The organism is Serratia sp. S4, assembly GCF_000347995.1.
Lineage (GTDB): Bacteria > Pseudomonadota > Gammaproteobacteria > Enterobacterales > Enterobacteriaceae > Serratia > Serratia quinivorans.
In genome coordinates, this window is the sequence record NZ_KB661120.1 from 2066554 (window position 1) to 2079020 (window position 12467).

A 12467-nucleotide genomic window follows, 5' to 3' on the forward strand; every position below is an offset into this window, starting at 1 on the left:
CCTGTGACCGGCGGCAGAGCGGTTGCACCGGTCATCGGCGCAACGGTTAGGTTTTGAAACACATTGTTGTCACATTAATGTATCAATATCGGTTACATTAATTGGCTGGATTATAGAAGTGCCTCTCTGTTAAATGCAATAATAAAAATTGCATTTAATGCGAAACTGCTGCAACGTAATGGCATCGGGCAGCGGATCTACCTGCCAAGTCATGGGAGCGTCAGCATGAACAGCACGGGTTTTATTACTGATTTGATTGAGTGGATTGATAACAATCTGGAAGAGAAGCTGGACATCAACACCGTCGCGGGCCGGGCGGGGTATTCCAAGTGGCACCTGCAGCGAATGTTCAAACGCCAGACCGGTTACGCGCTGGGGGAGTATATTCGCATGCAGAAGCTGAGGGTCTCGGCGGAGCGCCTGGCCAACAGCGGCGAACCGATCGTCAGCGTGGCGATCTCACTGGGCTTTGACTCGCAGCAGTCCTTCAATCGCAGTTTTAAACGCCACTATGGTCAAACCCCGGGCGACTGGCGCCGTGGCGTGATGCAGCCATCCATGGCGGCTGGCCACACGCATTGAGGCGGATTGCCGACAACAAAAAAGCCTGAACTCGCGTTCAGGCTTTTTCGTAAAATATGGCGGTGAGGGAGGGGTTCGAACCCTCGATACACTTACGCGTATACACACTTTCCAGGCGTGCTCCTTCAGCCACTCAGACACCTCACCGTATTTTTCCGTTGCGTGCTCACTGGTGCAACGGGGCGCTACTATAGGGAGAGAGGGCGATCCGGTCAAGCAGAATTTCGGCGTTTCGGTGCGTCCGCTTAAGCCGTGTTCGCTTTGCTGAAAACTGCGGCGAACAGTAGGGGCGGGGGATGGCAGCAGAATTCCCTGTCTCGCAGACAACAAAAAAGCCTGAACTTGCGTTCAGGCTTTCTCGTGGAATATGGCGGTGAGAGAGGGGTTCGAACCCTCGATACACTTACGCGTATACACACTTTCCAGGCGTGCTCCTTCAGCCACTCAGACACCTCACCGTTTTACTTCATCGCTAACGCATTGCGCTGTCGACGGGCGCTAATGTAGGAGAATCTGATCCCAGCGTCAACCCTCTTGTGACATAACCATGACCGTTTAGCTAAACTTGCAGCAATTTGCTGATTTCCCGAGCGATCGGCCGGCATGTCGCATCAATTGAGGGGGGAGACATAGCGTAAAATTATATAGCAGGCTAATATTTGAACGCTTCAGTATGCGTTAGCTCAATATATCAGCAACAGTGAAGTTCACAGTGCTGTTATATGCATTAATACTGGATTATTAGTCATATGTGTCGCTAAATGGAAAGGTGCTGGCGCGGGGTTTTGGCAAGGATTATCACACCGCCGCGCAGGTTGCCGGGCAACGACCCGGCGATAAGCAGACAGGGATTGATCTATCAAATAATAATGCAGCAGAGGTTCACTTTGACTTCGTCAGATTCCACACCGACGGCGCCACAACGCCATGCCATCCCCCCGGGGGCCGGGGCACTGTTCTTTATCCAAATCTTCGCCACGCTGGGTTTTGCCGTGCTGTACTCCACGTTGGTACTGTACGCCACCAAGCGTTTGGGCTTCAGCGAAACGAACGCTAACGCCATGATGGGCGTATTCGGGGCGTTCAACTACGGCTTGCATATGTTCGGCGGCTATCTGGGTGGGCGCTTCCTCAGTAACCGCAACCTGTTCGTACTGGGTATGGTGCTGCAGGTGATCGGCTGCGCGTTGATCGCCGTTGCCGGGGTTTGGGGGCTCTACTGGGGCCTGGCGATGTTCCTGACCGGCAGTGGGCTGAACGTCACCTGCATTAATATGATGTTGACCCAGCGTTTTAAGCCGGACGACGATCGGCGTGAATCAGCCTTCTTGTGGAACTATGCCGGGATGAACCTGGGATTCTTTGTCGGTTTTACCGTCGCCGGCTATTTCCAACTGACCGAAAACTACCGCGCGCTGTTCCTGTTCGCCACGCTGGGCAATGCGGCGGCAATCATCGTCGCCGTCAGCCGTTGGCGCATTCTGGACGATCTCAACACACCATTGCATGACGCCAGCCGTGGAGAATATCGCTGGCGCATGCTGGCCGGGTTAGCGGTATTGGTGGTGTTGGTGCCTATTATCCGCGTGATGCTGACCCACGCCGAGTTCAGCGGTCACTTCGTCATTGGCCTCGGCGTGCTGATTTTCCTGATGCTGTGCGTGGTCACGTTACGTCATCATCCGCGTGACGAGCGTCGCCGGATGACCGCTTATCTGATCCTGGCATTGGGGTCGCTGGTGTTTTGGTCGCTGTATCAGTTGGCGCCAATGGGGCTGATGCTGTTCTCCGAGCACAACATCAATTTGAATGTCTACGGCATTCAGGTGGCACCGCAATGGATCCAGAACATCAATACGTTGGTGATCGTGGTCGGTGGGCCGCTGATGGCCTGGTGGTTCAATCGCCTGCGCGCCCGTGGCTGCAAAATAGACATTCCCATGCAGTTTTCCGGTTCGTTGTTTTGTATCGGGCTGGGGATGCTGGTATTGCCGTTGGGTATCAGCCTGGCCGGCGGTGACGGGCTGGTGGCGTTTAAATGGATTGCCATCAGTTATGTGCTGCAGAGCATCGGTGAACTGATGATTTCCCCGATCGGCTACGCGATGATCGGCAAACTGGCTCCCCCGCGCTATCAGGGGGTGATGATGGGCTGCTGGATGATGGTCACCGGCGTCGCTTCGGTATTGGCGGGCTACGTCTCGGGCCTGATGCCGGAAAACAGCGGCAGTACCCCGGTGTTAACCAACCCCGGTTACAGCGAAGTGTTTAGCGTACTGGGCTGGGGAGCCGCAGGTGTCGGCGTGGTGATGCTGATTTTGATCCCGCTGCTGCGCCGCCTAATCAGGCACGACACCCCGGTCGCAGCCTGAGAGCCCGCCGTATGAACACAGCCCCACTGGTCGGGGCTGTTTTCGTTTTGGGCTTTAACGCTTGCATCTGCCGACGAATCGCGGAAGTCTGGATGGAAATAGATAAAAACAGACGGAGTCGCGAAGATGAACATCATTTTTTACCACCCTTTCTTTAATGCTGAGGAATGGCTGGCAGGCCTGTCACAGCGCCTGCCGCAAGCGCAGGTTCGTGCCTGGCAACCGGGCGATGATCGTCCGGCAGATTACGCGTTGGTGTGGCGGCCACCCCATGAGATGTTGGCTAACCGTGGTCGGTTGAAAGGCGTGTTTGCCCTCGGTGCCGGCGTCGATGCCATCCTGGAGCAAGAGCGTGCTTACCCCGGTACCCTGCCGGCAGGTGTGCCGTTGCTGCGCCTTGAAGATACCGGCATGGCGCAACAGATGCAGGAATATGCCCTGAGCTACGTCCTGCGCTATTTCCGCCGTTTTGATGAATACCAACTGTTGCAACAGCAGCAAGAGTGGCGGCCGCTCGATCCCCATCAGCAGGATAACTTCACTATTGGCATTCTCGGTGCCGGGGTGTTGGGCAAAAGCGTGGCGCAGAAGCTGACGGCGTTTGGTTTTAACGTGCGTTGCTGGAGCCGTAGCCCCAAACAAATCGACGGCGTGCAGAGCTTTGCCGGAGCCGAGCAGCGCGCCGCGTTTCTCGATGGTGTGCAATTGCTGATCAATCTGCTGCCCAATACGCCGGAAACCGCCGGGATCCTCAATCAGCAACTGTTCGCGCATTTGGCACCGGGGGCTTATCTGATCAACCTGGCACGGGGTGCGCATTTGGTTGAGGACGATCTGTTGCAGGCGCTGGAGCAAGGCCAACTTGCCGCCGCCACGCTGGATGTGTTCGTCACCGAGCCGCTGCCGCAGGCGCATCCGTTCTGGCGTCATCCGCGTGTCACCATTACCCCGCATATTGCTGCCATCACCTTGCCGCAAGCGGCGATGGATCAGATAGCGGCGAACATTCTCGCGCTTGAGGCCGGACAAACACCAGCCGGAGTGGTAGATGTGCTGCTCGGTTACTGACCTTCCGGTGATGCACCTGCTAAACTCGATAAATAACAAACCGCGCCTGCCGCCGCATTCTGGCAGGCCGCTCAGAAGGAGAAGCAATGTACCCCGTTGATTTACATATGCACACCGTCGCCAGCACCCACGCCTACAGCACGCTGCATGATTACATCGTCGAAGCCCGGCAAAAGGGCATCAAACTTTTCGCCATCACCGACCATGGCCCGGACATGGCCGATGCGCCGCATTATTGGCACTTTATGAACATGCACGTGTGGCCGCGCCTGGTGGACGGGGTGGGCATCCTGCGCGGCATTGAGGCCAATATCAAAAATCGGCAGGGCGATATCGACTGTACCGGTCCGATGCTGGATAAAATCGACGTGATTATTGCCGGTTTCCACGAGCCGGTGTTTGCGCCACAGGACAAGGCGGCCAATACCGAAGCGATGATTGCTGCTATGGCGCAGGGGGACGTGCACATTATCAGCCACCCAGGTAACCCAAGATACCCGATTGATATTGCCGCGGTTGCCGCTGCGGCGGCCAGGTATGAAGTGGCGCTGGAGCTGAACAACTCGTCGTTCACCCACTCGCGCAAGGGCAGTGAAGACAACTGCCGTGCGATTGCTGCTGCGGTGCGTGATGCCGGCGGCTGGCTGGCGTTGGGCTCGGATTCCCACATTGCCTTCTCGCTCGGCGGCTTTGAACACTGCGAACGTATTATTGCCGAAGTGGAGTTCCCGCAGGAACGCATCCTTAACGTTAGCCCACGGCGCCTGCTGGACTTTCTCGAACGGCGCGGCAAGCCGGCGATTGCGGAACTGGCCGATTTGTGACATCGTCCCGGCAAATTTTTCCGTATTGTATAAGGCATTACCATGAATGAGTTTTCTGTTGTTTGCCGCGTGCTGGGCACGCTGTTTTATCGTCAGCCGCAAGATCCGTTGCTGGTGCCGCTGTTTACGTTGATCAAAGAAGGCAAACTGAAGCAACACTGGCCGCTGGAGCAGGACGAACTGTTGGTTCGGCTGCAGCAGGGTTGTGATGTCAACCAGCTCTCCAGTGATTTCAACGCGATGTTTGTCGGCAGCGAGTGCAGCGTGTCACCATTCCGTTCTGCCTATGTTGAAGGGGCGACGGAAGCGGAAGTGCGTACTTTCCTGCAACAGCGGGGCATGCCATTAAGCGAAGCGCCGGCCGATCACTTCGGTTCACTGCTGCTGGCCGCCTCATGGCTGGAAGATCAGGCACAGGAAGACGAAACGCAGGCGCAGATCGCCTTGTTTGACGACTATCTGCTGCCCTGGTGCGGCCGTTTCCTCGGCAAAGTGGAAGCTCATGCCACCACCGGTTTTTACCGTACGTTGTCGCTACTTGCTCGCGAATCAATTCAGGCGATGCGTGACGAACTGGCGGAGTACGAACAAGACGAAGAACAGCCGGGCGAAGAGGGCCAACAGCCTTAATGCCTTGCCGGCCGGTTTACGCCTAACGGCGGAGCCGGCCACTTTCCCCGCTACACAGGTTTTCATCCCCCATACGTAAATTGACAAATAATCCCCTAATCTGGCGGTTCACCGGCGGTTTGGCCAATTTGTGCCTGCGCGCCTCGTTTCCTTCGGCAAAGGGTTAAGTATGAAAAATAACTGGATGCAGCAGATCCAATCCATGATTGGGCAAAAGGCCGGTTCAATCGGCGGGTCGGAAGGCATCGGCAAACTGCTGGCCCCGACCGCACTGGGTGGCCTGGTGGGCGTCTTGCTGGCGAACAAGTCATCACGCAAATTGGTAGGCAAATTCGGCAAGAACGCGTTGATTATCGGCGGCAGCGCGGCGGTGGGCGCGGTGTTGTGGAATAAGTACAAGCAGCGCGTGAAAGAAACCCATCAGGATGAACCGCAGTTCGGTCTGCAAACCACGCCGGTAGATTTGCGCGCCAAACGGTTGGTGCAGGCACTGGTGTTTGCCGCCAAGAGCGATGGTCATATCGATGCGGAAGAAAAACGCGCTATCGACCACAGCCTGGAACAGCTGCAGGTGGGTGAGGAAGCGCAAAAATGGGTGCAGGAGGCCATAGATCAACCGCTGAACCCGGATCTGATCGCCCAGAGCGTGAAGAATGAAGACGAAGCGTTGGAAGTTTATTACCTGAGCTGCATGGTGATCGACGTCGATCACTTTATGGAGCGTGGTTATCTTGACGCGCTGGCGCAGTCGTTGAAGATCCCGGCGGACGTTAAGCAGGGCATCGAAAACGACGTCAACGAGAAAAAGCGCGAGCTGGCATAGCGCCGCTTGGCAAGCCGGGGGGAATCGTGTCACTCTTGCCTTAATCAAGGTAAGCGGATGATTTAGCAATGATGACACCCCCTAAGGCAGAAAAACGACCTTATCCCATTACTACCCACGGCGACACGCGGGTAGATGACTATTATTGGCTGCGCGACGACGAGCGCGCAGACCCGCAGGTGCTGGACTATCTGCAGGCGGAAAACGCCTTTACCGACGCGGTATTGAAACCGCAACAGGCGCTGCGCGAAACTCTGTATGAAGAGATGGTGGCGCGTATTCCTCAGCAGGAACATTCGGTGCCTTACGTCCGACACGGCTACCGCTATCAGACCCGCTTTGAACCGGGCAATGAATACGCGATTTACGTCCGCCAACCGCAGGCCGAGAGCGAGCATTGGGATATCCTGATCGACGGCAATCAACGTGCCGAGCAGCGTGAGTTTTATACCCTCGGCGGGCTGGAAGTCAGTCCCGATAACCAAAAACTGGCGGTTGCGGAAGATTTTCTCTCTCGTCGCCAGTACGACATTCGTTTCAAAAACCTCAGCGACGATAGCTGGACCGACGAAGTGCTGGAAAATACCTCCGGCAGCTTTGAATGGGCCAACGACTCGGCCACCGTGTATTACGTACGCAAACACGCCAAAACGTTGCTGCCTTATCAGGTCTATCGCCACGTGGTGGGCACCGATCCGCAGCTCGATGAGCTGATCTATGAAGAAAAGGATGACACCTTCTACGTTGGGTTGGAAAAGACCACCTCCGATCGTTTTATTCTGATCCATCTGAGCAGCACCACCACCTCGGAAATCCTGCTGCTGGACGCCGATCGCGCCGACAGCAAGCCGCAGATGTTTGTGCCGCGTCGTAAGGATCATGAATACGGTATCGATCACTATCACCAGCATTTCTATATCCGTTCCAACAAGGACGGCAAGAACTTCGGCCTGTATCAAAGTGATCAGGCGGATGAAGTGCAGTGGCAGACGCTGATCGCTCCGCGTATCGAAGTGATGCTGGAGGGCTTTAGCCTGTTCCGCGACTGGCTGGTGGTGGAAGAGCGCAGCGAAGGCTTGACCCAACTGCGACAGATCCACTGGCAGAGCGGCGAAGTGAAGCGCATTGCCTTCGACGATCCCACCTACACCACCTGGCTGGCGTACAACCCGGAGCCGGAAACCGAGCTGCTGCGCTATGGCTATTCTTCGATGACCACGCCGACCACGCTGTATGAGCTTAATCTCGACAGCGGTGAGCGCGTGATGCTCAAACAGCAGGAAGTGAAAAACTTCACTCCGGAAAATTACCGTAGCGAGCGGGTATGGGTGAAGGCGCGTGATGGCGTTGAAGTCCCGGTTTCGCTGGTCTACCGCCACGATAAATTTACGCGCGGCACCAACCCGCTGATGGTGTATGGCTACGGCTCTTACGGCAGCAGCATGGATCCGGCCTTCAGCGCCAGCCGCTTAAGCCTGTTGGATCGCGGTTTTGTGTTTGTGCTGGCGCACATTCGCGGCGGCGGTGAGCTGGGGCAACTGTGGTATGAAGACGGCAAACTGTTCAAAAAGCAAAACACCTTCAACGATTTCATCGACGTGACCGAGGCGTTGATCGCCCAGGGTTACGGTGACGCCAAACGGGTATTTGCCATGGGTGGCAGCGCCGGTGGCCTCTTGATGGGCGCGGTGATTAACCAGGCACCCAGGTTGTTCAACGGCATTGTGGCGCAGGTGCCTTTTGTTGATGTGGTCACCACCATGCTCGACGAGTCAATTCCGCTGACGACCGGCGAGTACGACGAATGGGGCAACCCGAACGAGCAGGCCTACTACGACTACATTTTGCAATACAGCCCGTACGATCAGGTTAAGGCGCAGGATTACCCGCATATGCTGGTCACCACCGGTTTGCATGACTCTCAGGTACAGTATTGGGAGCCGGCCAAGTGGGTAGCCAAGCTGCGTGAGCTGAAGACCGACGATCGCCAGCTGTTGCTGTATACCGATATGGATTCCGGCCACGGCGGCAAGTCCGGGCGTTTCAAAGCCTATGAAGATATCGCGCTGGAGTACGCCTTTATTCTGGCGCTGGCGGAGTAACCTTCAGGCGGGCGGCTGGCGCTGCCCGCTTTTCTCAACCAATCAGATAGTATTTCAGCGTGTGCTTCATGTCCGGACTGAGGTCTTCGATAGATTTCAGCATCCAGCGTAAATAGCCGGGATCTTCTTGCGCGATGCGATCAATTTCCTGTCCACGATACTTACCGAACTTAAACTTCTTCAGCAGTACTGGCTGGTCAGTAATTTGCGCCATCTGTTCTGGCGTCCAACCTGAATCCTTGATGATGCGTTGCAATAGCGCGGCGGTGACGTAGCAGTCGTATAACGCCCGATGTGGGTAAAGCGTGGTGTCCTGCGGCAATTGAACATCGAGATTCAGAGCATAGCGCAGATATTGGTTGCCGTATTTGATGTCCGGGTACAGGTTGCGCGCCAGTTTCATGGTACAGATCCAGGCGCCGTGCATTTCTGGTAACACGCCGCGATCGAATGCCGCATTGTGCGCGACATAGTAGGGACTGCCCTGATAGCGACCAATCGCTACCGCGATGCGCGGTTTCCCTTCGACCATCTGCTCGGTGATATGGTGAATGGCCATGGCCTCAATGCCAATTGGGCGGTCGGGGCTGATTAAATCGCTCATTGGGTTGGCGATCTGTCCGTCGATCAGATCAACAGAGGCCACCTCTACCACGCCGCCTTCCAGCCCGCAGGTTTCAGTGTCTATTACGCGTAAATTCATGATTTCCTCAGAGTGGCTGCACAGGTTTAGCTTAACCGGCAGCCTTGCTCCTGCCAACCGCTGAAAGGTGGAGCGTTATTTCAGGCAACAAAAAACCCGCCTTGGCGGGTTTAATTACGGTTAGAAGTTCGCTTACTCGCCGGTCGTTTGGCCTTTCTTAGCGCGCTTGCCTGCACGTTTTTCTGCAGGGGTTTTCAACGGCTTCTTCTTCGCATTTTTTTTGCTATCCATTCCCTTACTCATGATGGCCTCTCAGTTACCTATGGTTGGGTGGGTTGCTCAGCCATTAACCCCCTTACGCCTGTCGGATGCAAGCAGGAAAGCGAGTGCTTTTGTTAATCGATTGTTTATAGGTGCAATTTTGTTTTCTTATGCATGGCTGCTTAATTATTATGATATGTTATAATATAACAATTAAATATTAACCGGAGAGCGCTATGAACGTTGTGACCTTACTAAACCAACAGCAGCTCCTGGCCATGCCGGAGTCTGATTACATGAACCCGGCGCAGCGGGCATTTTTCCGCCAGCGCTTGCAGGACGAGCAACAAAAACTGTTGCAGCACATTGAAGCGCTGAAGAGAGATATCGACGGCGGCGAGGTGTCCGGCGACGAAGCGGACAAAGCCGCCCGCGAGGAAGACTTGCGATTGCTTTTCCGCCAGTTGGATCGTGAAAGCCGCCTGCTGCCGAAAATCAGCGCGGCGCTGACGCGATTACATAACGGCGAATACGGCTATTGTCGTGAAAGCGGCGAGCCTATTGGACTGGCGCGCCTGTTGCTGCGGCCGACGGCGGAGCTAAGCATTGAAGCCAAAACCGCTCAGGAAATGCGTGAGCCACATCTGCGTAAACGGGGCTAAGTTCGCGGCTGGCTACGCGTGGCCAGCCGGTATTTTGCCGTCAGTTCGTATTCATTTTAAGCAAACGCACCCTAACTTGTTGGGGAGGGTAGGAGTTTTCAGGTTTTACCGTTGACCAAATGAGTGGCTTCGGCTTTTATGAGGGTATGACCCACTCAGAGACGGAAGCGCCATGGAACAATTAAGAGGTTTATACCCGCCGTTAGCAGCATACGACAGCGGTTGGCTGGACACTGGAGATGGCCACCGGATCTACTGGGAACTGAGCGGCAACCCACAGGGTAAGCCGGCCGTCTTTATTCACGGCGGGCCGGGCGGTGGCATTTCCCCTTATCATCGCCAACTGTTCGATCCGCAGCGTTATAAGGTGTTGCTGTTCGATCAGCGTGGCTGTGGCCGTTCCAAGCCGCACGCCAGTCTGGACAACAACACCACCTGGCATCTGGTGCAGGACATTGAACGGCTGCGCGAAATGGCCGGTGTCGATCAGTGGTTGGTGTTTGGCGGCTCCTGGGGCTCGACGCTAGCCTTGGCCTACGCACAGACCCACCCGCAGCGCGTTAGCGAAATGGTGCTGCGCGGTATCTTCACACTGCGTAAGCAGGAACTGCATTGGTACTATCAGGACGGTGCTTCGCGCTTCTTCCCGGAGAAATGGGAGCGCGTGTTGTCGATTCTGTCAGAGGAAGAGCGTAAGGATGTGATTGCGTCTTATCGCCAACGTCTGACCTCACCGGATCTGCAGGTGCAACTTGAGGCGGCGAAGCTGTGGAGCGTGTGGGAAGGGGAGACGGTGACCTTGCTGCCAAGCAGCGAGTCGGCATCTTTTGGTGAGGATGACTTTGCGCTGGCGTTTGCCCGCATAGAAAACCACTATTTCACTCATCTGGGCTTCCTGGAGAGCGACGATCAACTGCTGCGCAATGTCCCGCTGATCCGCCATATTCCGGCGGTGATTATCCATGGTCGCTACGATATGGCTTGCCAGGTGCAAAACGCCTGGGATCTGGCCAAGGCCTGGCCGGAGGCGGAACTGCATATCGTCGAGGGGGCCGGACACTCGTTTGATGAACCGGGTATCCTGCATCAGCTGATGCTGGCCACCGACAGGTTTGCCGCCAAGTGACATTAAGCCCGCCATCTCGGCGGGTTTTTTACTATTTGGACTTCGGCTCGTACGGCAGGCGTGAAAACTTGTGTGATTCGACGCGGTAATGCGCTACGCGTTCGCGGAAATAATCACGCAGGTGCGCCGGCTGTTCGCGCTCAACCATTTCCGGGATCACCGGCATATTGTAGCGTTCTTTGAATGCCACGCCGGAAGCCGCGAGATCTACGTTCACTTTGTCCATCTCTTCTTTGGAAAGCTCTGCCAGATTGTAACCCACCGTATTCTCCTTACAGTTACCGCATTGGATCAGCGCAGAAGGTAATGCACCCGGCGGCGCTTGGCAAGCCTGAAGCGCAGAAGGGGAGTTAAGTACAAAGAATGACAGGTGGTATGAAGGGTTATTTATTAAACTGATGGCAATGTAATCCATTTATTATTTTAAATAAGAATGATTCGCCTTTTGATTAAATGTACAGATGGAAATAGTTATCATAATTATTTGAATGAATAATTTGTGTTTTTAATAAGTTATTGATAGTTAATGTTTTAAAAATTAAATCATCAATGATGTAAATCAGGTGTGTTTATTTTGTTTTCATCAAGGCATAATGCGGAAAAATTAAGTTGATACCTGCAAATAAAGGAATGAATATGCTGACGCCTGAAATGACCAAGAAGCTGAATGAGCAACTGAACCTGGAGTTTTACTCTGCCAACCTGTACCTGCAAATGAGCGCATGGTGTAGCGATAAAGGCTTTGAAGGGGCCGCCTCATTCCTTAAAGAGCATTCTCAGGAAGAGATGCAGCACATGCAACGCCTGTTCGAATACCTGAGCGATACCGGTTCCCTGCCGTTGCTGGGCAGCATCGCTGCACCACCGGTTGAGTTTGCCTCCCTGGCGGATGTGTTCCAGCAGACTTACGAACATGAGCAACTGATTACCCGTCAGATCAACGAACTGGCGCATGCTGCAATGACCGCCCACGATTACTCGACCTTCAACTTCCTGCAGTGGTACGTTGCCGAGCAGCACGAAGAAGAGAAGCTGTTCAAATCCGTGCTGGATAAACTGGCGCTGGTGGGTAACAGCGGTAATGCACTGTTCTTCATTGATAAAGATCTGAAGAAAATGGGTGCGGCCGGCGAAAGCGCTAACGGCCAGGTCTAATTACCTTTGTTAAAAAACCGCGTACCGGCCTTGCCTGGTGCGCGGTTTTTTAATGCCCTGAGTTTATCGCGGTTATGCAGCGATATGTGCTACCAGATCGCAAAATACCAGCGTTCTGCTCGACTTGCATAATGACACTCGTTATCATTTGACCCGATACGCTACAGGGATGGTAGAGAGTTAAAACAGTGGGTTACTGGTTAATCCCTTCTTCTGTTT

12 protein-coding genes and 2 tRNA genes are annotated in these 12467 nt (G+C 54.7%); 10 read left to right on the plus strand and 4 right to left on the minus strand.

What is annotated here, in order from left to right:
* Nucleotides 1-225: 225 nt before the first annotated feature.
* Nucleotides 226-582: a helix-turn-helix domain-containing protein gene (locus SERS4_RS0110420; protein ID WP_012006355.1), complete on the plus strand. Its 357-nt coding sequence runs from the start codon at nt 226-228 to the stop codon at nt 580-582.
* Between the two features lie 57 nt (nt 583-639).
* On the opposite strand, the gene SERS4_RS0110425 is transcribed toward SERS4_RS0110420, so the two are convergent.
* Nucleotides 640-729, minus strand: a tRNA-Ser gene (locus SERS4_RS0110425).
* A 221-nt stretch (nt 730-950) separates the two neighbouring features.
* Nucleotides 951-1040: transfer RNA gene (locus tag SERS4_RS0110430), tRNA-Ser, on the minus strand.
* Nucleotides 1041-1451: 411 nt separating this feature from the next.
* Between SERS4_RS0110430 and SERS4_RS0110435 the strand changes: the two genes are divergently transcribed.
* The 6 genes from SERS4_RS0110435 to SERS4_RS0110460 all read left to right on the plus strand — a co-directional run bounded on the left by SERS4_RS0110435 (nt 1452) and on the right by SERS4_RS0110460 (nt 8401).
* Nucleotides 1452-2954, plus strand: coding sequence for a peptide MFS transporter (locus tag SERS4_RS0110435; protein WP_017892440.1), 1503 nt, complete (start codon nt 1452-1454; stop codon nt 2952-2954).
* A gap of 126 nt (nt 2955-3080) precedes the next feature.
* Complete coding sequence (gene ghrA / locus SERS4_RS0110440; RefSeq protein WP_012006357.1) at nt 3081-4022, plus strand: glyoxylate/hydroxypyruvate reductase GhrA; 942 nt, start codon at nt 3081-3083, stop codon at nt 4020-4022.
* 86 nt (nt 4023-4108) lie between these two features.
* The gene (locus SERS4_RS0110445; RefSeq protein ID WP_012006358.1) at nt 4109-4846 is read left to right on the plus strand and encodes a phosphatase; all 738 of its coding nucleotides are present in this window, start codon (nt 4109-4111) and stop codon (nt 4844-4846) included.
* Nucleotides 4847-4888: 42 nt separating this feature from the next.
* Nucleotides 4889-5476: a molecular chaperone gene (locus SERS4_RS0110450; RefSeq protein WP_012006359.1), complete on the plus strand. Its 588-nt coding sequence runs from the start codon at nt 4889-4891 to the stop codon at nt 5474-5476.
* A 169-nt stretch (nt 5477-5645) separates the two neighbouring features.
* A complete protein-coding gene (locus tag SERS4_RS0110455; protein ID WP_012006360.1) occupies nt 5646-6299 on the plus strand; it encodes a tellurite resistance TerB family protein in 654 nt (217 codons plus the stop codon).
* 68 nt (nt 6300-6367) lie between these two features.
* The gene (locus tag SERS4_RS0110460; protein ID WP_017892441.1) at nt 6368-8401 is read left to right on the plus strand and encodes a S9 family peptidase; all 2034 of its coding nucleotides are present in this window, start codon (nt 6368-6370) and stop codon (nt 8399-8401) included.
* A gap of 34 nt (nt 8402-8435) precedes the next feature.
* Here SERS4_RS0110460 and exoX read toward each other — a convergent pair whose 3' ends face one another.
* A complete protein-coding gene (gene exoX, locus SERS4_RS0110465) occupies nt 8436-9104 on the minus strand; it encodes an exodeoxyribonuclease X (protein WP_017892442.1) in 669 nt (222 codons plus the stop codon).
* 437 nt (nt 9105-9541) lie between these two features.
* Between exoX and dksA the strand changes: the two genes are divergently transcribed.
* Both dksA and pip read left to right on the plus strand, forming a co-directional pair.
* Nucleotides 9542-9967 (plus strand): RNA polymerase-binding protein DksA, encoded by a 426-nt coding sequence (gene dksA, locus SERS4_RS0110475; RefSeq protein ID WP_012006363.1) that lies wholly within the window; start codon nt 9542-9544, stop codon nt 9965-9967.
* Nucleotides 9968-10139: 172 nt separating this feature from the next.
* Nucleotides 10140-11093 carry a prolyl aminopeptidase gene (pip, locus tag SERS4_RS0110480; protein WP_012006364.1) on the plus strand — a complete coding sequence of 318 codons (954 nt, stop codon included), beginning with the start codon at nt 10140-10142 and terminating at the stop codon, nt 11091-11093.
* Nucleotides 11094-11124: 31 nt separating this feature from the next.
* Here pip and SERS4_RS0110485 read toward each other — a convergent pair whose 3' ends face one another.
* On the minus strand, nt 11125-11355 hold the full coding sequence (locus tag SERS4_RS0110485) for a DNA polymerase III subunit theta (protein WP_012006365.1): 231 nt from the start codon (nt 11353-11355) through the stop codon (nt 11125-11127).
* Between the two features lie 374 nt (nt 11356-11729).
* On the opposite strand from SERS4_RS0110485, the gene ftnA reads away from it, so the two are divergent.
* Nucleotides 11730-12248 carry a non-heme ferritin gene (gene ftnA, locus SERS4_RS0110490; RefSeq protein ID WP_012006366.1) on the plus strand — a complete coding sequence of 173 codons (519 nt, stop codon included), beginning with the start codon at nt 11730-11732 and terminating at the stop codon, nt 12246-12248.
* The last annotated feature ends 219 nt before the right edge of the window (nt 12249-12467 follow it).